Below are 22235 nucleotides of genomic sequence, written 5' to 3'. Positions count from 1 at the left end.
GTTTCTCAGAATAGGTGCTGTCAACTGCCGAAAAAAGGAAGTTCGGCAACGGATTATTTAACGGATGTAACGGATGGAAGTTCGGCAACGGATTATTTAACGGATGTAACGGATGTAACGGATGGAAGTTCGGCAACGGATTATTTAACGGATGTAACGGATGGAAGTTCGGCAACGGATTATTTAACGGATGTAACGGATGGAAGGAATCGACGGCAGGGGAAAGTGCAATTAAGAACGTCCTAACCGTTTTGACGGTTGCTTTAAGTTTACTTTTACCAGTTTTTACGTTTGCTAATCACAGCGAACAATCACATGATTAATTTTATTTCTGCCCCTTTGGGCGATTTCCCATCACTGGAAACTATCAATTAGTTAAGTTTATTTTAGCCTGCATACTTATTATTTTAGCCGATCGCATTAAAGCATACCCAAAAAAATACATACTCTGTTATTCGCATATTCCCAGCAAAATCAACCGGATTTTACTGAAATCTTGATAAGTGCTCAAATTCTAGCCAGCAAAAGAGTCTTTGTTTGCGGGACTCCCAGCTATCGCCAAAATCGCACAAATCCGATTCAGTTATTCGCATATCCCAGAAATCCGGCATTCCCGGGTTGACTGGCCCCTGGCCGCACTGAGATAAACTATCGGCGGGGGCTCATCAATTACAGGTTGAAGATTTTTTGTCATAAATTTACTAATCTCCATATCTAAAGTAGCTGCAAACTCAGGTTCATCCCAATCCTCGCTTTCTTCAATGCTGATTGTTGTTGGTGGCCCAATATCAAAATTGGGTTCATCGCCAAAATCCGAAACTTTCTTAATTGGATCTATTTTCGGACTGGTATCAGTGGCTAAAGCTTGAGTTGTATTGGCTATTAGTACGATCGGCAGTGCTACTATGGCACTTATTGTTTGTCGCGCCGTGATTTTCCTCATGGTATCCTCCTGATATAAACTAAACTTTAGTGCTGCTATACATTCAAGTTCTGCAGCTACTTTCCGGCGCTGTCAGCCGATTTTAGATTTTAGATTTTAGATTTTAGATTTACTCCACATATGAATCTGAGAGCTTTAACTATGGTCTAAAATTGTGGGCTACTTCCCACTCCTGTAGTTCGCAAGTATCCGTTTTTGAGCAGATTCATTAATTAATAGTGGCTTGTTTTTCCACAGGATATAACCTTATCTGTGATTGTTTGTGGCAAGTTTGCTTAACGGAGCATATCCGGTCAAGTGTTTGCCTTTCTATTTACTACGTGAAAACTCTTAAACAGTCAGGTTTTCCCGTTAAGTAATTCCCCAACCTTTGCGAGTGTTAATCTCAGACTCAAAGCAAAGTGGGTGAAAAGTTCGATCGCACACCAGTTTTCGCACACCAGTTTTCGCACACCAGTTTTCGCACTCCCGCGCTGCCACCAGCAAGCTGATGTGACATACCACAGCCACCGGATATCTGTCAATACTTATATCTTAACATTTCTAAGTTGTTGCATAATTCTCGTTACCAGGAAGAGCCTGGTAACGCAGCTCGGCGAGGCAGAGCCTCCAGCCAAGTCGAGAGAGAGGACTCCTATTTCGTCAAGCCGTGTTCGAGAGCGAAGCGAACCAACTCAGTACGGCTGTTAGTACCCGTCTTGCTAAACAAACGGCTGACGTACTTTTCCACATTACGCACGCTAGTTTCCAAGCGGCGGGCAATTTCCTTATTCATCAAACCTTGAGCAACCAAATCCAAAACACTTTGTTCTCGCGGAGTCAAATCAATTTTAATCGGCGAAGGACTTTGGGCGATCGAACTCCGCCCACTCAGCAAAGACTCAATTCTTGCCATTTGGCTTGTCAAAGCAGCAATATCGGGACTTTCAGCATTTTCGCTCGTCTCCTTAGCAGCCGCGCGACGGGCCAGCAAATTGGTTACTATTGCTACTAACTCGTCGGGATCGAAGGGCTTAGAAAGATAAGCATCGCAGCCTGCTTGATAGCCTTGAATGCGATCGCTCGTCATCCCCTTAGCCGTCAAAAATACCACCGGCAAAGCCTTATAGCGAGGATCTTCCCGCACTTGCTTGAGAAATTGATAACCGTCCACCTGGGGCATCATAATGTCTGAAATCACCAAATCGGGATTGTACTGCTGCAAGAGTTCCCAGCCATCCCGAGCATTACTGGCAACTTCAACCGCAAAATCGCTATCTTCCAAATAAGCTTGTACTGCTTCCCGCAAGCCCGGTTCATCATCTACCAATAATAATCGTGCTGACATAGTTGTTACCCTTACGCTTTACCACTATTTTTTAATTTAGCCGCATTTAAGTCTTATTGTCACTCCATCCCTCGAAGGAACTAAAAAAATTATTGTTCAACTCAAGAGCTTTGAGTTAGGTTTTGATTTAACGATGAAAAAGTTCTTAAATCTTTAATTCAAAACTCAAAACTCAAAACTCAAAATTATTATTGAACCCTTCCACTTAAACTTTGGAACGATCGGTCAAAATTTCATAACCAGTTTCTGTCACCAACACAGTATGCTCAAACTGAGCCGACATAGCATTGTCAACGGTTACAGCAGTCCACTTGTCAGAAAGCGTTCGAGTGTACTTAGAACCGGCATTCAGAATTGGTTCGATCGCCAATGTCATGCCCGCTCGCAATTTCACGTTCGGCATTTCCCGCGTGCGGAAATTGAAAACCGACGGTTCCTCGTGCAAATTTCGCCCGACACCGTGGCCGGTAAACTCCTCAACGATGTTAAAACCGTTGCTTTTGACATGATCTTCGATCGCACCAGCCAAATCGAGCAAATAGGCTCCAGCCTTCACTTGTTCGATACCTTTGTACAGAGCTTCTTCTGCGACTCGGATTAATTTTGCCGATTCCGGAGTCACTTCCACAACTGCGATCGTGATGCAAGAATCGCCGTGAAAACCTTGGTAATATGCCCCCGTATCTACCTTGAGAACATCTCCTGCCCGAATTACCTTTTTGGCGCTGGGGATGCCGTGAACAACTTCGTTATTAATGCTAGAGCAAATCGATCCTGGGAAACCGTGATAGCCTTTAAAACTCGGAGTTGCCCCCATAGCACGGATGCGTTTTTCGGCATAAGCATCCAAATCAGCAGTAGTCATTCCCGGTTTCACCATTTGGGAAATTTCTTTGAGTACCGTTGCAACGATTTTCCCTGCCTGCCGCATAATTTCGATTTCGCGTTCAGACTTAATTTCAATGCCTCGACGCTGTTTTTTGACTTGGGGTGCTTGAGTTGGGCTAGAAAGCAGACTGCTAAAAATATTCATGAATTGATTGGCGGGTAATTTTGTACTTTGACGGCAGGTTGAAGCAAAAAAACGGCAAATATCCACTTTTTTGTGGAAAAACGAGTGTCTTGTTCCGAACTGTCGATCGCTTGTCCTTGTAGCTAGCTTAATATTTTTCTCACTAATCGGCACGGGATTGGCGGGTCAACAAAGCGGTTTCAACCGCCGAGCCCGTTGGAGCGGGATTTCCGAGCATTCCTGTGAGGTTAGCAATTGTGGCAATTAACTTATTTATGTCAACTGGTTTAGATAAGTGCATCTGGAAACCAGCTTCCAGCGCTTGCTGGCGCTCTTCCTCTCTGGCGTAGGCCGTCAGAGCGATCGCAGGCATCTTTCCACCCCTGAGCAATTCCATTTCTCTCACGCGCGCGATCAACTCATAGCCGTCTGCTTCCGGCATTCCAATGTCGCTCAGCAGCAGATCCGGCCAATAACTCTCCAGTGCAGCTAGAGCCCCGGCCACCGATGCCGCCGAGCGCACGATAGCTCCTTCGTCCTCGAGTAAAGCAATCAAAAACTCCCGCGTGTCATCGTCATCATCCACCACCAGCAATTGCAAATTAGCCAGAGTGGGGAGAACCTCTGTCGCGTCATTGAGCGACGACCAATCATCGTCAGCAGCGAGGGCGTTCCTCTGAGCAAGAGGTAAAGCCACCGTAAATTTCGCACCCTCGCCCGGATTATTCTCTGCATACACCTTACCGCCGTGCAGTTCCACCAAGTGACGGACGATCGCCAATCCCAGTCCCAAACCCCCGTAAGACCTAGTTGTGCTGCTATCAGCTTGGCGGAAGCGATCGAAAACATAAGGCAAAAAATCAGGAGCGATACCAATGCCGCTATCAATTATCTCAATTTGAGCCTCATTTCCAACTGACTCTAACCGCACCTGTACTTTACCCTCTTGCGGACTAAACTTAATCGCATTTGACAGCAAATTCCACACAATTTGCTGCAAGCGATCGAAATCGCCGATAACTTCACCTACATTTGGACTGCACGTTAATTCTAGGACTATTGATTTTTCCTCAGCCAGGGGCTGCAAAGAATCTATTGCCAGGTTGATCGCAGATTCCAACCGAATCGGATGCTTATTTAAATTTAGTTTCCCCCGCAGAATCCGCGAAACATCTAAAATATCTTCGATGAGTTGAGATTGAGATTTAGCATTGCGCTCAATTGTTTCTAGGGCTTTCTCAATAGTGTCTTGGTCAAATTTTTTGGTACGAAGCAGCCTAGACCAGCCGAGAATTGCATTTAAAGGAGTGCGGAGTTCGTGAGAGAGAATAGCTAGAAATTCATCCTTCATCTGGTTAGCTCTCTCAGCTTCTTGCCGCGCCACTTGTTCCCGGAGTAGTCTGCCGCGTTCTTCCTCTGCTTGCTTGCGGTCTGTGACATCTCTAACCGTGCCCACGTGACCGATCAGTTTTCCCAAATCTGAAAACATTGGTGACGACTGCACGTGAACCCAACGCACAGTTTCGCTACCAGCTAATCGAAACTCGTTAGAATATTCCTGACTTTCTTTAATCCAAGCTAACCAATCTGTGACTACGCGCTCGCGATCTTCTGGATGAACTTCCCGCTGCCAAACCTCTGCCAAACTTTCCTCCAAAGTTAGCCCGCAAATCGCTTGACAACGCGGGTTGATGTAAGTACAGCGGCCTTCAACGTCAGCTAAGTAAATTCCCAGCGGCGAACAAGCACACAAAGTGCGAAACCGCTCTTCACTTTTACTTAGTTCACTATTAACTGCAGCTAACTGTGTTGCTTGCTGCTTCACCTCGACTGTTTTTTGGAACAATTCCACAAATACCTGCACCTTCGAGGTCAATATTTCCGGTTCCAAGGGTTTGAACAGGTAATCCACCGCACCCAGAGAATAACCTTTAAACACGTGGGTGTCATTACTGCTGAATGCTGTGATAAAAATAATCGGAGTGGCTCGCGATCGATCTCTAGAGCGAATCAATGTTGCTGTCTCAAATCCATCCATTCCCGGCATCTGCACATCAAGCAAAATTACTGCAAAATCTTCATTAAGCAGACATCTCAGAGCCTCCGCGCCCGAATTAGCTTGTACTAGATGATAAGAGGGGCTGTTGAGAATAGCTTCGAGAGCTACCAAATTTTCTGGGCGATCGTCAACTAAAAGGACATTTACTCGATGGGGGGACTGCAGATTCATAATTTTTTTAATCTTTAATTCTTAGCAAATTGACTAAACAGGGAGCGATTTTAGAGAGGGGTAAAATCCAGTCTACTTCAACATTTGCGATCGCCGACGCTGGCATGGCCGGGCATAGAGCTGAAGCCGGTTCCTCCACAAATGTCAATCCTCCCTCAGCTTTAATTTTTGCCAGCCCTTTACTGCCATCCGAATTAGCTCCCGTTAAAATTATGCCGATAACTTTCTCCCCAAAGGCATCCGCAGCAGACTCAAACAGCACATCGATTGAGGGCCGCGCGTAGCTGACAGGACCCTCAGTTGATAGTGCAAATTTAGGAGTTCCGCGATAGGGGATTGGGAATTTTGAATTGTGGATTGACTCCACTGCCACGCTCCCCCCTTCTGTAAAGTCGTTTTCATACAGGCTAAACTCCTCGTCAGAGGGCGATTCTATTAGCAAATGATAGTCAGCAGGAGCCAAGTAAACCCGTCCAGGTACGATCTCCTCTTTGTCTTGGGCCTCTGTGATTTGCAGAGAGCATTGCTGTTGTAAAATATCAGTAAGCCTATTCTGAGAACTCTTATGGCGGTGTTGGACAATAACTACAGGCAAAGGAAAGCTTTGTGGCAAATCTGCCAGCAGCACAGTCAGAGCCTGTAGCCCTCCCAAAGACGTGCCCACAACCACTATTTCAAAATTTTTTTTATTTAATTCTCCGGTAGAGTTTATCACTACTTTCAATGGGTTCATAGTATTTTTCATAAGGTGTAAAAGTTAGAGACTCCTGATGTCCTAGTCCTAAAACCCCAAACATTCCCAGGCTCTCATAAAAAAGCTTGTGTACCCGCTCTTGGAGGTGTGGATTGAAATAAATCATCACATTACGGCATAAAATAACATTAAATTCATTAAAAGAGTTATCCGTTGCTAAGTTGTGGTGAGCAAACACAATATTATCTTTAAGGGAAGAGCGAAAAATCGCATTTTCATAGGCAGCAGTGTAATACTCAGAAAACGCTTTCTTGCCCCCCGCTTGGTGGTAGAGTTGCGTATATTCTTGCATTTGTTTCAGCGGAAATATCCCTGTTTTGGCTGTTTTTAAAACTAATTCATTCATGTCCGTAGCGTAAATCCGACAACGGTCGTACAGTCCTTCTTCTTGCAGCAAGATTGCCATAGAATAGACTTCTTCTCCCGTTGAACATCCAGCGTGCCAAATCCGAATAAAAGGATAAGTACGCAGCAGCGGCACCACTTTATTTCTGAAACTAATGTAAAAGCTGGGATCGCGAAACATCGCCGTTACATTGACAGAAATGTCCAGCAGTAAACGGTCTAGATAAGCAGGATTGTGCAGTACCTTTTCCTGAAGTGCCGAGACAGTGGTGAGCCGTTCCGAGCGAATAGTGTTCCAAATACGGCGCTTGAGAGAGGCAAGAGCATAATTGCGAAAATCAAATCCGTAATAGCGAAACATTCCCTCTAGTAGGAGTTGAATTTCGATTGTTTCAAGTTCATGGCTTTCGGACATTTTTAATTACTAATTGGTTATTGGGCATTGTTGACTGTTGACTGTTGACTGTTGACTGTTGACTAATGACTGTTGACTGTTGACTGATGACTGATGACTGTTGACTGTTGACTGTTGACTGTTGACAACTAATAACTAAAAACTGCCAACAGTCAACTGCCAACTGACAACTTACTTCCATTATCGATAAAGCCAGACACGCAGCAGCGAGAGCAACTGTTCCGTATCAACAGGTTTGGTAATGTAGTCAGACGCACCAGCTTCGATACATTTTTCCCGATCGCCCTTCATAGCTTTCGCTGTCAGAGCAATCATTGGCAAGGAAGCAAATTGAGGCATATTACGAATTGCTTGCATGGTTTCGTAACCGTCCATCTCTGGCATCATCACGTCCATCAACACAATATTTATCTCAGGCGTATTTTGCAATTTAGCAATGCCCTCTCTGCCATTCTCAGCATACACAACTTCCATTTTATGGCGTTCCAGCATACTTGTGAGGGCGAAAATATTCCGCATATCGTCGTCAACAATCAAGACTGTTTTGCCCGCCAGCGTCGAATCTGTTTGATACAATTGCTCTAGCATTTGGCGCTTGGGTTCGGGCAAATTTGCTTGCACTCGGTGCAAAAACAAAGCTGTTTCATCTAACAAACGTTCCGGCGATCGCACATCTTTAACAATGATTGTTTCGGCCATGCGCTTGAGTTGACTTTCTTCGGATCTTGTCAACTCTTTGCCAGTATAAATAATAAGCGGCAGACTTTTCAAAGTAGCCTCTTGCTTGATCTGCTCGATCAGTTCAAAACCAGTCATATCTGGTAGTCCCAAATCGAGTACAACGCAGTCAAAATGCCCCGATTTCAAAATTTCTAGCGCCTCTGCACCACTCCCCACAGCCGTTGTAGAAACATCGTGATTACCGATTAAATCCACAATGCTCAGACGCTGTGTTTCGTCGTCTTCCACGACTAGCAAATTCTTCACTGGCCGCTCCACAAACCCCTTAATATCAGTCAAAGCTTTGCTCAATGCTTCGCGACTGACAGGCTTTTGTAAGTAGGCGATCGCCCCTAACTGCAAACTGCGCTGCCGTCCTTCTTCAACTGATACAATGTGAACCGGAATGTGGCGCGTACTTGGGTCGTGCTTCAAGCGATCGAGCACTGTCCAGCCATCCATCACAGGCAAATTTAGATCCAGCATAATCGCAGTTGGCTTGAACTCTCGCGCCATCGCCAAACCGATATCGCTCCGCAAAGCCACCAAACCTTTAAAACCCTGTTCCTGCGCCATATCCAACAGAATTCGAGCGAAGTTTACATCATCTTCAATAATCAAAAGCACGCGATCGCCACTCTCAATATTTTCTCGATCATCAGAGATTAAAGGTGAGGGGTAAGGCGCGATCGGCAAGTGGAAATTCGGCAAAGGAAGTGCGGGAGGATTAGCAGGGGATAATTGAGGCGTTTGCTTGCCCATTCCCGATCCCGTATCATTCATTATTCGCGATTCTTGGTAAGTTTGTGGCAGATAAAGCGTGAACTTACTACCCTCACCAGGGTGACTTGTCAATTTAATTTCTCCACCTAACAAATTAGCGATTTCTCTACTAATTGACAAACCCAAACCCGTGCCCCCGTATTTGCGGCTAGTGCTACCATCTGCTTGTTGGAAAGCCTCAAAAATAACCCTGTGTTTTTCAGCAGAAATCCCAATCCCGGTATCGCTAACTGAGAAAGCCAAAACAGTAGGGGAACTCCTTAAACTTTGTATCTCTAAACTCCACCCTTCCCGCGCTACTTCGGCATGCAATTTCACCTCACCTCGCTCTGTAAACTTAAACGCATTAGAGAGGAGATTCTTCAAAACTTGTTGCAGCCGTTTAGCATCAGTATAGAGACCTTTTGGCAACCCAGCCTCAAGCTCTATTTTAAAACTCAACTTCTTATCCTGGGCGATTTGGCGGAAAGTGCGATCCAAATGATCTCGCAAGTCCGTAAACAACACTTGCTCTATTTCCACCGACATCGTGCCTGATTCAATCTTAGCGAGATCCAAGATGTCATTAATCAGCCCCAGCAAATCATTTCCCGCCGAGTAAATTGTGCGCGTGTATTCAACTTGCTTCTGAGTCAAATTGCCTTCAGTATTGTCAGAAAGCAATCGAGCCAGAATCAACAGCGAATTTAGCGGAGTTCGCAACTCGTGAGACATATTTGCCAGAAACTCCGACTTATACTTAGAAGTTAGAGCCAACTGTTCTGCTCTTTCTTCCAACAACCCCCTCGCCTGTTCGATATCTCGGTTTTTCCGCTCCACTTCCTTATTTTGCAGCGCTAGCAATTCCGCTTGTTCTTCTAGTTCTTCATTCGTTTGTTGCAACTCTTCCTGCTGACTCTTTAACAGTTCCTCAGATGCGCGGAGTGACTGCGCTTGTTGTTCCAGACGCTTGTTAGTTTCCGTTAGTTCTTTTTGCTGAGTTTGTAACTCTTCTGCCAAAGACTGTGACTGTTTCAGCAACTCTTCCGTCCGCATACTCGCCGCAATTGTATTTAAGACAATGGCGATACTTTCTGTAAGTTGGTCGAGGAATGTCAAGTGTATTTCGCTGAATCGGCGGAACGAAGCTAACTCGATTACTGCCGTCACTTGTCCCTCAAATAGTACGGGTAAAACCACCACATTCAGCGGCGTAGATTCTCCCAGTCCCGAGCCAATTTTAACGTAGTTTTCCGGCACTTCTGTCAACAGTATGCGTTCCTTTTCCAGAGCGCACTGTCCTACCAAACCTTCGCCTAAATGGAATCTATTTCCTAACTGTTTGCGTTCGCGGTATGCGTAGGTACTTAACAGTTTGAGAAACGGATCGTGTTCGACCGATTCCATCATGAAGAAGACGCCATGCTGAGCAGAAACCAACGGCGTTAATTCTGAGAGAATTAGTTTAGAAACAGTTTCTAAATCCCGCTGACCTTGTAGCATTCGAGTAAACTTAGCAAGGTTTGTTTTCAGCCAATCTTGCTCAGTATTTTTCTGCGTAGTCTCCCGGAGATTGGCGATCATCTGGTTAATGTTGTCCTTAACGATCGCAACTTCTCCTTCCGTGGCGACGGAAATTGACCTCGTTAAATCGCCTCTGGTAACAGCAATTGCCACTTCTGCGATCGCCCGCAACTGAGTAGTCAAATTCGCCGCCAATTCATTCACATTATCCGTCAAATCTCGCCACGTCCCCGCCGCGCCCGGAACCTTCGCCTGGCCGCCCAATTTCCCTTCAATTCCCACCTCCCGCGCCACGGTAGTAACTTGATCGGCAAACGTCGCCAGCGTATCAATCATCTCGTTAATCGTATCTGCCAGAGTCGCAATTTCTCCCTTAGCTTCCAGCATTAATTTGCGCTTCAAATCGCCATTCGCCACCGCCGTCACAACCTTAGCAATACCCCGCACTTGCGCTGTCAAATTCCCCGCCATCGAGTTTACGTTGTCGGTTAAATCTTTCCAAGTTCCCGCAACTCCTTTCACCTCAGCTTGACCGCCCAATTTACCCTCAGTTCCCACCTCCCGCGCCACCCGCGTTACCTCAGATGCGAAGGAATTAAGCTGATCCACCATCACGTTAATAGTGTCTTTCAACTCCAGAATTTCGCCTTTGACATCGACGGTGATTTTCTTAGACAAATCGCCATTTGCCACCGCTTTCGTCACTTCCGCAATATTCCGCACCTGCGCCGTCAAATTCCCAGCCATCAAGTTTACGTTGTCGGTTAAATCTTTCCAAGTTCCCCCTACACCCCGCACGTAAGCTTGCACACCTAATTTACCTTCCGTTCCCACTTCCCTCGCCACCCGCGTTACTTCTGATGCGAAGGAACTCAACTGATCCACCATGATGTTAATCGTGTTTTTCAGTTCGAGAATTTCACCTTTTACATCTACGGTAATTTTCTTCGACAAGTCGCCATTTGCCACCGCCGTTGTCACTTCGGCAATGTTACGCACTTGTGCTGTTAAATTCCCCGCCATCGAGTTAACTGAATCCGTTAAATCTTTCCAGGTTCCAGCAACTCCTTTAACTTCAGCTTGCACGCCTAATTTCCCTTCGGTTCCCACTTCCCTCGCCACCCTGGTTACTTCCGAAGCAAAAGAATTTAACTGATCCACCATCGTGTTGACGGTGTTTTTTAACTCCAGAATTTCACCTTTTACATCTACAGTAATTTTCTTCGACAAGTCGCCATTTGCCACAGCAGTAGTAACAGCCGCAATATTCCGTACTTGCTCTGTCAAACTACCCGCCATAAAATTAACTGAATCCGTTAAATCCTTCCAAGTTCCTGCTACGCCTCGGACATCCGCTTGACCGCCGAGTTTACCTTCGGAACCCACTTCCCTAGCAACCCTGGTTACTTCAGAGGCAAAGGAATTAAGCTGATCCACCATCACGTTAATGGTGTTTTTCAGTTCTAAAATTTCGCCTTTAACCTGTACCGTAATTTTTTTAGATAAGTCACCGTTAGCAACAGCCGTCGTCACCTCAGCAATGTTGCGGACTTGTGCTGTTAAATTTCCGGCCATCGAGTTAACTGAATCCGTTAAATCTTTCCAGGTTCCTGCTACTTCCTGCACTTCAGCTTGCACGCCTAATTTCCCTTCTGTTCCCACTTCCCTAGCAACCCTGGTTACTTCAGATGCGAATGAATTTAACTGGTCAACCATCGTATTGACGGTATTTTTGAGTTCGAGAATTTCCCCTTTAACATCTACGGTAATTTTCTTAGATAAATCGCCCTTTGCCACTGCGGTTGTCACTTCAGCGATGTTCCGCACTTGTGCTGTCAAACTGCCTGCCATGAAGTTAACGCTATCCGTTAAATCCTTCCAAGTTCCGGCAACTCCTTTAACTTCTGCTTGACCGCCGAGTTTGCCTTCGGAACCTACTTCTCTCGCCACCCGCGTTACCTCAGAAGCGAAGGAATTAAGCTGATCCACCATGATGTTAATAGTGTTTTTTAACTCCAGAATTTCACCTTTAACATCTACAGTAATTTTTTTAGATAAGTCACCATTTGCCACAGCAGTCGTCACGTCGGCAATATTCCGTACTTGTGCGGTAAGATTGCCGGCCATCGAGTTAACTGAATCCGTTAAATCTTTCCATGTTCCTGCAACTCCCCGCACTTCAGCTTGCACCCCTAATTTCCCTTCGGTTCCCACTTCTCTCGCCACCCGTGTTACTTCTGATGCGAAGGAACTCAACTGATCCACCATGATGTTAATCGTGTTTTTCAGTTCGAGAATTTCACCCTTTACATCTACTGTAATTTTCTTCGACAAGTCGCCATTTGCCACCGCCGTTGTCACTTCGGCAATGTTACGCACTTGTGCTGTTAAATTCCCCGCCATCGAGTTAACTGAATCCGTTAAATCTTTCCAAGTTCCAGCAACTCCTTTAACTTCAGCTTGCACCCCTAATTTCCCTTCGGTTCCCACTTCCCTAGCCACCCGCGTTACTTCCGACGCAAAGGAGCTCAATTGGTCTACCATTGTGTTAACAATTTGCGCTGTTTGGAGGAATTCTCCTTTGAGGGGTCTGTCTTCTATTTCTAAGGCGATGGTTTGCGATAAATCTCCTTTTGCTACGGCCCGAATTACTCTGGCGGTTTCAGAGGTTGGTTGCACTAAATCTGTAATTAGGGTATTGACAGAGTTTACGCTAGCTGCCCATGACCCCTCGGCGCTGCCAATGGTTGCCCGCTGGGCGATTTTGCCTTCTTTACCGACAACTGTGCCGATCCGCTCGAGTTCGGCCGCCATTCTCTCATTGAGATCGATAATGTCGTTAAGTTCGTCAGCAATTTTCCCCGCTAGACCGGTCTGGTCTATGGGCATCCGAACTGAAAAGTCCCCTTTTTTGACTGCCACTAAGGTTCTAAGTAACTGTTTGGCATAACCATTATTGGAATTGGGGCTTGTTATCTGTGCAGTTGACATGAGCGTTACCTTTGACGAGTTTGAAGGGGAAGGGGGGAATATTTTTGAGATTATTGATATTATCCAACTAAAGCAGTGTCTGATTGCTTCTGTCGAAAGATGGATGACAAATTGCTGTTTATCAGCTATTTTGTTATTGGTTATTTTATACTGGTTCGCAGGCTCTTCTTGGTAACCAGTTAATTGTCGGGTGTCAGGAACAAGCCCGAAAGCCTGTTCCATCCTGTTCTACAAAGAGTGAATTTTATTGTAGGGCGGGCAGGATGCCAGCGCTACAGATTACCAACTGCGATTATTTCCAATTTTGCCACGAACTATTGAAAATAGAAGTACCCGGAAAGGCGATCGGATTGGCATTTTGTTGCAACCGCAACTGTAACACTTCCAAGTTCGGCTCGCGGGAGGGCAATTCGTCCACTAATTCATAAGGTAGAATCCCTTTTTCCAAGGAAAAAGCAGCCGTAACTCCGGCCGCCGCACCGGCAGACCATTCAAAAGAATGCACTCGATAAGCAGCCGCCGCTGTGTGGCTGACAGCAATACTTTTACCTGCCACTAACATATTGTCAATTTTCTGGGGAATCATTGCCCGCAGCGGAATTTGGAAGGGGTAAGCTTGCCCTTGAGCTTTGCGAGTACCTTCCCGTTCGGTATTTCCCGGTGCTTCCGGCGGACTGTTGGTCATGCAGGGGTGAAAGTCGATCGCATAATGACCGATACCCACAGAATCAGGATAAATCGTAGCGCGCGATCGCGATTTTGTATCCTCAACAGATTGACTTCCCACAGCCAAAGCCGGCGCATTCAAACCACCCACAGCCAACCACAAATTCCGATACTCTTCCTCCGACAAATTCTGGCGATAAAAATCAGCCGTAAAGTCAGTGCGAGACATATCAACTTCCCACACCATAAAACCTTGAGGCTGATTGAAACTCGGCCGCCCAATAATGCGCCGGCCCTCCCGCATATAAGGATATTTAGAAAGTCCGTGCACCGTCCCCATCGGCGAATCCAACCCGCTCAAAAAACGATTGTTTGGATTAGGCTTTTTCACTCCATCTCCTAGCTGCGAGTCAGTAGTTCCTGTTACCAGCCAGTAGAAAAATCCTTTGGCATTTTCCTCTCCCTTTCGCAAAGTTTCCGTTCGCAAACCGCCCATCCATCCCCCCGGTTGCAGTTGACCTGCTTCTTCCAACTGCTCGCGAGAATAAATTAAATTATCCTGGGCAGAACCGGGACGATAGTCATTGCCCCAAGTCCAGTTTTGCATCGAAATATCGCCCGGATAAATCGGAAATTGTTTCGGGTCTGAAGGTCGCTTTTCATCCGGTCTCATGCTCCTGATTTGGCGGTAGGTGAAAACTAAGGGAAAGCTCGCCAATCTCTGCAATTCGTAGCTGTAGTAAGGAGCGTATTGTTGATAAAAAGACGGCACTTGATGCTGTTGCGGTTCCTTCGTTGCCTGCATCGCAAAGGTGTAGGTAAAACCTTGAGTGCAGTAAGCGTCGCCGGTTGCGCTGGGGGAGGAAGGTTCGAGGGGGGAACGCGGGTCAATTCCGAGGCGGTAGGGAACATCGGCAAGTCCGATCAATTCCCCTGTTTCAGTGGCATCTACAACGTACCAATCAGCACCCCCTTGTAAAGGCGGGGAACTTGGGGAATCTCCCCCCCTTTTTTTGTTAGGGGGGTTCTGAGATGCTTTAGAAATAAACCGAATAATAGTTTTGTTAAATCGCGGAGAATTTTCGTAGCGATAGGCATCTTCGATAGTTTGAGAAAGAGTTTCGGTGTTGAGTGGTGGCGTGTTGGCGGCGGGTTTGTGTTGAATGGCGATCGCACTTTTAATTTGTTGGCCCCCAACCGCATTTCCCCCCACAGCAGGAGTAATTGCTAGTTCTTTAATAACCGTATTGGGAAACCATTTCAGCGTGCCTTTGCCTTTTCTAGCGGCATCCTGCAAGATGTTAAATAGAATTTTGTGACCGTCGTAGGGCATGAAACACGAATAGCTAACCCAACAGCCTCCAGGATTTAGCCGCCCGTAATGTTCCTTGATCCGCCCCCGCAATTCGAGGTAGCCGCGGGGGTAAAATAAGAGCGATCGCTGAGTCTCTCTTTCATCGAGTGCGGAAGTTCCCTGGGAGGAAATTTGACCGCCTACCCAGTCAGTAATTTCAGTAAGGCAAACTGTGCGCCCCGCCAGCAAACCTTCGTAAGCGGTAGCAGCGCCTGCGAGCCCGCCGCCTGCTACTAGAATGTCGCAAGTTTCTGCATTGTCTGGATTGCGCGGAGGTGCGGCAAATACTGGCGAAATGCTCCCTATCGCGGAAATTATGCCGAGGGTGAGGCTAAGGATCGATCGACCTTTGAGCAAAAATAGATACTGTCGAAGTTTCATCAGAGATTGTGGAATTAATTTTGACATAGCGCGAAAAACACTCATGCCATCTAAATGTTTATTTTGCAGTATACTGGTATTTCGCGGTGTTGTCAGGGAAAACTTTTTTAGAGAAGAGGCATTAATACCAGCAACAACTATTGAACAGCCGGCTCTACCTTATGCTCAAAATCGTCAAAATTTTTAGGTCATTGATTCCTTTTGAGAGTTTAACAATTACCACCAGTTTAACTTTTTCGGAGGTTTTACGCAGGTTGGACGAAGTTGTTACTCCTCCCAAAGTTGTTAGAATAATTATACCCTTTGGGCCGCCACCTGCTAAACCCTATGAAGGAACGATTTCTGGCAAAACTTTCACAATCAATCGCATCATGATCGGTCGAAATTTATTGTTCCCAATTATACAAGGAAAAATACAGACTCAACAGTTCGGTTGTTCCATCAAAATTAGGATGACTTTACATAAAATAGTTATAGGAATTTTGATTCTTTGGCTGTGGACAACTGGCAGTATTGGAATGTTTGCTTTATTTGCTTGGTTGGTCGAACCCTCCGTGGGAGCAATATTTTTACCAATTTTAGGAATGTTTATTTTTGGCTGGCTTTTGTGCTTGATTCCTTTTAAAATAGAAGCAAAAGCAGCTACAAAATTTTTGTCTATTCTCTTAACCTAAAGTAATTTGTAACGGCAAGATTTTAGGTGTATTATTAAATACAATTTAGGTTCATCGGCCGTCAGCGGCGGTAAAAAAACTCCAAATTTATGCGTCAAAATCAACTCAAACAAAAAATTAAACAAGGGGAAACAGTCCTCGGTTTATTTATGAACTGCGCTTATCCCGCATTCATGGAAATATGCGGTCATGCTGGATTCGATTTCGCCGTTATCGATATGGAACACGGCCCCCTGAACCCGCTTGCTGCTGAAGATTTGTGTCGCGCCGCCGACTGCACTGGAATTGCACCGATTATTCGCGTCCGCAAAAACGACGGGCCGCAAATTCAACGAGCTCTCGACATCGGCAGTGCAGGCGTTCAAGTACCTCAAATAGAAAGCAAAATCGATGCCGAAACCGCTGTCAAAAGCGCTAAATACAGTCCTCTGGGCACGCGAGGCCTTTCCTTCGCTACGCGGGCGGGACTTTACACCGCCGCAGGTACAAATATCACCGACAAACTCAACGAAGAATCCTTAGTTGTGATTCATGTCGAAGGCAAAGGCGGCATCGACAACCTGGCAGAAATTGTTACTGTGCCAGAGGTGGACGTGATTTTTCTAGGGCCTTACGATCTGTCACAGTCGATCGGCATTCCCGGCCAAGTCCGCGATCCCCGAGTCATCGACATGATGCAGGAGGCAGTGCAAACCATCCGCAAAGCAGGCAAAGCGGCCGGTACTTTTGCTGACAACCCCGAAATCGCCCAGCAGTGGATTGATGCTGGCGTTCAGTACGTCACACTTGGGGTCGATGTTGCCGTTTTCCTGCGCGCCTGTCAGTCGCTGGTGAAAGCTGTCAATCGATTTTAGATTTTAGATTTTGGATTTGGGATTAAAAGAAGAACAAGCCCCCGGATCCATCTTGCAAGCTTTACGATATCTTTGCAATTTTAGTAGTGTCTTTTACGACACATACAAAAAACCTGCGCTAGAGTAGAAGCATACACCTCCTAAAGGCAAAATTAGGGAGGGGAGCAAGGCTTCAGGGAGTAAAATCTATGAAAACCGTATTAGAATCCATTCATTTGGATTATGCCTTCATGTTTACTTTCAAAAAAGTAAACTCGATTAAGCTAGAAGGTTTTAAGGAATTTTTTGACGATATGCCTGTCGATCCGTATGTGAAAGGTAAGTATCGTTCGAGAAGATTGTCGCGGTTTGCAGTCAACGGAGATGAGTTAGTTAAGTTACCTCACGGCTATTTGTATCAAAGCAAAACATACAATCCGCTAGTGGGTGATATCAGGCGGGAATTTGCCGAATTGGACGATCGGCTAATCGCCCTCGATAATTTCAAACAGATGATTTTTGCTTTTTTCGATTCCTGCAAAATTCACCCGGAAGCTGAAATCGGCATCCATCAAATCAGGACGACTTGTTCGCCGCACAATTTCGGCAACCCCGCACCGGAAGGCATTCACCAAGACGGTACTGATTTTATCGGGATTTTCTCGGTTGACAGAACTAATATTGTAGGCGGGGAAACGCATTTGTACTTGGCTAAAAAAGAGAAGCCTGTTTTTAATAAAGTTCTGCAGCCAGGGGAATTGCTGTTAGTTAACGACCACGAGTTTTTCCACTTTACTACGCCGATTAAACCGGAATCTGAAGGGGTGGGAACCAGGGATGTCTTTGTGCTGACTTCTCCGAGTTTGCTTTGCGATTGAGGATACAGTCTTGGACGCATAACCTAATGAAGTAGGGTGCGTACTCCGCACCTTACTTCGATTACCGATTACTGGATCTCACAGAGCACCTTTTGGTTTCGCCCCCACCCATCTCGATCGAGGTTAATGCTTGGGAAAATCGATTCCTGAAATAGATATTCCTTCCATCTTCTGCACATATCGTCCTTGAGCAGCTACACATTCTGCCATTTTTTTAGCTTGTATGGGTTGACTCCTTGGATCGGGCGAGATACCTCTATACTCCCATGTACCGCGAATGTCGCCAGAGAATGCTTTTCCATTGTTTTTTAATACTAGCTCTGTGCCAGTTGCATCAATATAGAATTTCCCATTTTTCAAAGACACGCTGCTAATTGTGATAGATTCGACTCCTTTGTAGGGATTTGCAGGGCCATCGACGATCTTGATGCAGATTCTATTGTTTTGATGTGCAATCTCTCTACGGGAGTTATTGAACATTGTTCCTTGAGCGTAGTAAGCTCCTGTGGGGAGAATTGTAGAGCCCTGTAGATTACTTTGAGCAGAGGACAATGATGAGATTGACAGAAGGATAGAACTAACAATTAGTGTTTCGATCGCCAAAAATTTCATTTGCAACAAAACTCCATTAAAATTGTTTTTTCAGATTCTACACCATCGCAGATGCTCTATAAACTTCTCTAGAGTTCTTGCAAAAGTCAAATTCACCCCCCGCAAGTCCCCCCTTATTAAGGGGGGAAACAAGAATAATCTTGCCTCCTCCCCTGATTCAAGGGGAGGTTTGGGGTGAGGTGCTTTGTATTTTTGCAAGAGTTATAATCATGACTCAACTCCTTACTACAAACCTTTCGTTAGTAGTGAGGACTTTATTCCTCTTTCTGGCTTTTAGTCAATCATGACTAAAGTTCTTACTATAAACCTGCATATTTTCCTAAAAAACCAGGTTTATGCGTCTAGCAACTCACAGATAAATTTTATCGAAACTTCCGTTCAGACTCTTGAATTGGAACATCATTAATGCTAGCTTCACGTCTTCGCATTAACCCATTTTCTGCAAATTCCCACTGTTCATTACCATAGGCGCGATACCAGTAGCCAGAATCATCATACCACTCATACTCGAAACGAACAGAAATCCGATTCTCTGTAAAACTCCACAGTTCTTTCTTTAAACGGTAATCTAATTCCTTTGCCCATTTTCGTCTTAAAAAAGCCTTGATTTCTTCCCGTCCGCTGAAGAATTCGGCACGGTTTCGCCACTGAGAATCTTCCGTATAAGCTAAGGCTACTCGTTCTGGATCGCGGGTATTCCAGGCATCTTCAGCAGCTTGAACTTTGGCTTTAGCCGTTTCCAACGTAAAGGGCGGTAGAGGTGGTTTAGTTTCCATCAGCTTGGTTTTTTGTGATTATAAAAGGTAAGGTGCGGGATGCTCGCGCTACAGAGAGAGTTTTGGGAATTTGATATCAATCCTCAGCATCGGGATCGATTCCCATTGCTCGCAGTCGATCGGCTAACTGGGTAACTTTTCGCTCTGCTTGTTCGGCTCTTTCTCGTTCTTGTTCGGCTCTTTCCCGTTCTTGCTCGGCTCTTTCCCGTTCTTGCTCGGTTCTAGCCCGCTCAATTTCAACTTGTTCGGAGCCAGTTAACAGCAAATTCCCCTGGGAATCCCACCACCGCAGCCAAAGCAGTTCTTGATTTTGATAGCTTCCCTGCCACAGTCCCAATTCTACATCTAGTACAGGAATCGGATAGTGACCGCGTGCGTTTGGCTGCATCCTTTGATACACAAAATCTATCAGGTGATAGACCTCTAAATTGCCCGTTCTCATTTCATAAATACCGTAGTAAGGAATGCGGATAATTCTCTCGTACACCCAAAACTTACCGGGTTTAGTGGTGGTACCGTCAGCGGCCACAGTCAAGGGAGTACGATCGCGCTCTTCATCTCCATTACCGCTAGCAAATTCTAAAGCAATGAACGGAGCCATGTGTTCCCGCCAAAGTACATAAGAACGGCGAAAACCATCGAGTGTTGCCGGTACATTCGGCACGTAAAACCAATCCGGTGCTTCTGCACCTCGCTCTGGCGGGTCAGTTTCTCGCCAGTAAATGCCGCAATCTTGCCCGATCGCATATTGTCCGTCTGGATGCAGCCGCTCTACAACCGGCCCGATCGAATCTGTCAGAATGATACTCTGGGGATGCTCCTGAAAATTTTTCACAAATGTACCGTCTTCGTCTGGCAGTTGGGTATGATCGGGGAATGCAGGAGGCAGACCTGTAGCAGTTATTATCTCATTCATAGTCTTTTCCGTGCAGTTATGGTTGATTGTACTGCGAAATTTTAAAGCAATCCGATTTGAAACTCTAGCTAATATTAACTAAACCCAGCTAACCACAGCGGAAGCATCAACAGCAACCCGACAGAAGTGATGGCGATGCTGCTAGCTAACAAATCGCGATCGAGCTCGTAAACTTCTGCTAAAATCAGCACCGAAAGAGCTGTGGGCGTTCCCGACATCAACACCAACACGAACCTCGGATCGCCACTCAATCCGAAATAACTAGCACCCAATCCGATCAACACCGGCACAATTACCACTTTTAACAGCGACGGGATTAAAGCCAGTTCAAAACTTTCCCATTTCTTAATAGACCTCAGCCGGATGCCAACCAGCAGCAAAGCACTGGCAATTACCACCCAAACAGCAGTCTGCAATCCCGATTCCACTGTCTCGGGCAGGGGAATGTTCCTAGTATAAAAACCAATTAAAAATGCCCACAGAGCGGGAACTGTCAGCACGTCGCGGATCTGAGTCCACCAGTGATTTTTTTGCTCGGAGTTCCCGAAATAGCTAGCAATAAATACACCGAAACAATAAGTTCCAATAACGTTGTTAGTGACGCTGTACAAGACAGCCCAGTTGGTGTTATCGGTGCTGATGATAGACGGGGTGATTGCTAATCCAACAAAGCCAGTATTCCCTAACATCGCAGCTAGGATAAAACTCCCTTCGCTCGATCGCTTCAGGGAATTAAAATTTAATAAAAATAAATTTACCAGAGAATTTTTGCCCTGAAAATAGGGCTTTTGGATGTGGGCCGCACTCAGCCTACGCAATAATACCCAAGTCAGCCAAGCAAAACTCGTACTCAGAAATAACACGAATATGGCGATCGCCGGCGTGAATCCCACAGCACCCGAAAAATCGCTCTGACGGGCTAACACTAGAATTTGCAGCGGTATCCCAATCCAGAAAAGAAAGTGGCTCAGCAGCTTGGGAAAATCAACTGGGATGTACCGAAACAGCAGCAGTCCTAAGCCCGTCCAGATAACTAGAGGGGTATAAGCGTGAAATAAGGTTTCAATCATAAAAATTTAACTAGACAATTGGAAATGCCTCTATCTATTAATAGTAATGCTAAAATCCGTTTAAGAAATGCGAATTGTCGTTAGCGGAACCCTCGAAGAGGATCGCACTTGCACGCTTTTTCGTCCTAGCGTGTTCGCAGGACTCCAGGCCCAAAAAATTCCGCCCAAATCCCTGCACCTTGCAGGGCACAATCCTCAGACTGGCAGCCCCAAATGCTTGCAGCTTTTTGCCTTCAGATTCACAAAACCTTTTTTAATTTGACCAATGTGCGATCGAGTTATCTTGCCTTTTCCGAACAGACGTGGAACGTTTTCCTGCCGTTTCGCTCTAACGGAAATACGGCGATACTAAAGCTGCTAATGACTTGCACTCATTAATTCAATTTCAAAGCATTAACAGGCACCTCATCCCAAGAACTAACAGTCCGCAAGGTAGCAACCCAGCCCTGCTGTTTTTGCTCTGACGTCAAATTCTTCTCAAAAGATTCGTGGCAATCCTTCGCTTGAGTCTCATCGCAACAAGCAATGCAAGAATAAAGAATGCCCGACGGATCGATTTGCTCGTTTACCCAAATAATCACGATCTACTCTCTCAATCAAAATCTACTGTTATTTAAATTTTCCTATATTTTTGCCAATTATAGTCATTTCAAATAAGTATGAGACACTCTTTCTGCACAATAAGCACGAATAACTTCATCAAGAGATGTGCCAGGAGACGCATACATTTTAGCTCTCTTTAATGCACTAAAATCATGCTCAATATCATTTAAGTCAGGAGAGTATTTTGGTAAAAATATTATCTGATGACCCGCATCCTCAACCAATAGTCTAATGACCGTCTTACGATGAATGGGTGCATTATCCATAATTAATATAGATTGACTTGTTAAATCTGGTAACAAATACAAAGATAACCATCCTTCAAATCCTTCTGCATTTAAACTACCCATAAAGAGCATTGGTGCAATTAAGTCCAATACGGTTCAGTTAAGGCTCAAACCCTGGTAAATTAGGTATTGTTTCCAAAAATGGAGAGTAAGTTAGCGTGC

General features: G+C 45.4%; 18 protein-coding genes and 1 pseudogene. 4 read left to right on the top strand and 15 right to left on the bottom strand.

Translation table 11 applies throughout. The features are described 5' to 3' along the window. Positions 1-14 precede the first annotated feature (14 nt). Positions 15-323 carry a hypothetical protein gene (locus QUA57_RS14505; RefSeq protein ID WP_333251174.1) on the top strand — a complete coding sequence of 103 codons (309 nt, stop codon included), beginning with the start codon at positions 15-17 and terminating at the stop codon, positions 321-323. Positions 324-583: 260 nt separating this feature from the next. On the opposite strand, the gene QUA57_RS14500 is transcribed toward QUA57_RS14505, so the two are convergent. The 9 genes from QUA57_RS14500 to QUA57_RS14460 form a co-directional block, all read right to left on the bottom strand. Next, a complete protein-coding gene (locus tag QUA57_RS14500; protein ID WP_333061745.1) occupies positions 584-943 on the bottom strand; it encodes a hypothetical protein in 360 nt (119 codons plus the stop codon). 351 nt (positions 944-1294) lie between these two features. After that, positions 1295-1453: a hypothetical protein gene (locus QUA57_RS14495; RefSeq protein ID WP_333061743.1), complete on the bottom strand. Its 159-nt coding sequence runs from the start codon at positions 1451-1453 to the stop codon at positions 1295-1297. A gap of 124 nt (positions 1454-1577) precedes the next feature. After that, the gene (locus QUA57_RS14490) at positions 1578-2270 is read right to left on the bottom strand and encodes a response regulator transcription factor (RefSeq protein ID WP_333038110.1); all 693 of its coding nucleotides are present in this window, start codon (positions 2268-2270) and stop codon (positions 1578-1580) included. Between the two features lie 205 nt (positions 2271-2475). Next, a complete protein-coding gene (gene map, locus QUA57_RS14485) occupies positions 2476-3303 on the bottom strand; it encodes a type I methionyl aminopeptidase (protein WP_333061742.1) in 828 nt (275 codons plus the stop codon). A gap of 142 nt (positions 3304-3445) precedes the next feature. Then, positions 3446-5512, bottom strand: coding sequence for a response regulator (locus QUA57_RS14480; RefSeq protein WP_333061741.1), 2067 nt, complete (start codon positions 5510-5512; stop codon positions 3446-3448). 7 nt (positions 5513-5519) lie between these two features. Further along, complete coding sequence (locus tag QUA57_RS14475; protein WP_333061740.1) at positions 5520-6245, bottom strand: chemotaxis protein CheB; 726 nt, start codon at positions 6243-6245, stop codon at positions 5520-5522. Next, positions 6199-7026 carry a protein-glutamate O-methyltransferase CheR gene (locus QUA57_RS14470; protein ID WP_333038100.1) on the bottom strand — a complete coding sequence of 276 codons (828 nt, stop codon included), beginning with the start codon at positions 7024-7026 and terminating at the stop codon, positions 6199-6201. Before QUA57_RS14470 ends, QUA57_RS14475 begins: the two co-directional genes overlap by 47 nt. Before the next feature lie 180 nt (positions 7027-7206). Beyond that, positions 7207-13023, bottom strand: a complete 5817-nt coding sequence (locus QUA57_RS14465) for a HAMP domain-containing protein (RefSeq protein WP_333061738.1) — start codon at positions 13021-13023, stop codon at positions 7207-7209. Positions 13024-13315: 292 nt separating this feature from the next. Then, positions 13316-15424, bottom strand: a complete 2109-nt coding sequence (locus tag QUA57_RS14460; RefSeq protein ID WP_333061737.1) for an FAD-dependent oxidoreductase — start codon at positions 15422-15424, stop codon at positions 13316-13318. A 161-nt stretch (positions 15425-15585) separates the two neighbouring features. Between QUA57_RS14460 and QUA57_RS14455 the strand changes: the two genes are divergently transcribed. From QUA57_RS14455 to QUA57_RS14445, 3 genes are all read left to right on the top strand, one after another. Then, complete coding sequence (locus QUA57_RS14455; protein WP_333061736.1) at positions 15586-16098, top strand: hypothetical protein; 513 nt, start codon at positions 15586-15588, stop codon at positions 16096-16098. A gap of 89 nt (positions 16099-16187) precedes the next feature. After that, on the top strand, positions 16188-16952 hold the full coding sequence (locus QUA57_RS14450; RefSeq protein ID WP_333061735.1) for an aldolase/citrate lyase family protein: 765 nt from the start codon (positions 16188-16190) through the stop codon (positions 16950-16952). Positions 16953-17140: 188 nt separating this feature from the next. Beyond that, a complete protein-coding gene (locus QUA57_RS14445) occupies positions 17141-17809 on the top strand; it encodes a 2OG-Fe dioxygenase family protein (protein WP_333061734.1) in 669 nt (222 codons plus the stop codon). Between the two features lie 123 nt (positions 17810-17932). Here QUA57_RS14445 and QUA57_RS14440 read toward each other — a convergent pair whose 3' ends face one another. The 6 genes and pseudogenes from QUA57_RS14440 to QUA57_RS14415 form a co-directional block, all read right to left on the bottom strand. Next, complete coding sequence (locus tag QUA57_RS14440; protein WP_333061790.1) at positions 17933-18421, bottom strand: hypothetical protein; 489 nt, start codon at positions 18419-18421, stop codon at positions 17933-17935. 362 nt (positions 18422-18783) lie between these two features. Next, positions 18784-19197 (bottom strand): nuclear transport factor 2 family protein, encoded by a 414-nt coding sequence (locus QUA57_RS14435; RefSeq protein WP_333061733.1) that lies wholly within the window; start codon positions 19195-19197, stop codon positions 18784-18786. A gap of 76 nt (positions 19198-19273) precedes the next feature. Continuing rightward, positions 19274-20113, bottom strand: a complete 840-nt coding sequence (locus QUA57_RS14430; protein ID WP_333061731.1) for a Uma2 family endonuclease — start codon at positions 20111-20113, stop codon at positions 19274-19276. 74 nt (positions 20114-20187) lie between these two features. Further along, positions 20188-21183 carry an AEC family transporter gene (locus QUA57_RS14425; protein ID WP_333061729.1) on the bottom strand — a complete coding sequence of 332 codons (996 nt, stop codon included), beginning with the start codon at positions 21181-21183 and terminating at the stop codon, positions 20188-20190. Between the two features lie 374 nt (positions 21184-21557). After that, positions 21558-21764 carry a glycogen debranching protein gene (locus QUA57_RS14420; RefSeq protein ID WP_333061728.1) on the bottom strand — a complete coding sequence of 69 codons (207 nt, stop codon included), beginning with the start codon at positions 21762-21764 and terminating at the stop codon, positions 21558-21560. Between the two features lie 63 nt (positions 21765-21827). Further along, positions 21828-22160: pseudogene (locus QUA57_RS14415) on the bottom strand (transposase); the annotation flags it as partial. Positions 22161-22235 lie beyond the last annotated feature (75 nt).

Source organism: Microcoleus sp. Pol7_B2, assembly GCF_036701035.1.
Classification (GTDB): domain Bacteria; phylum Cyanobacteriota; class Cyanobacteriia; order Cyanobacteriales; family Microcoleaceae; genus Microcoleus.
The sequence above is the reverse complement of the archived record's forward strand: the minus strand, read 5'-3'. Positions and strand labels throughout refer to the sequence as shown.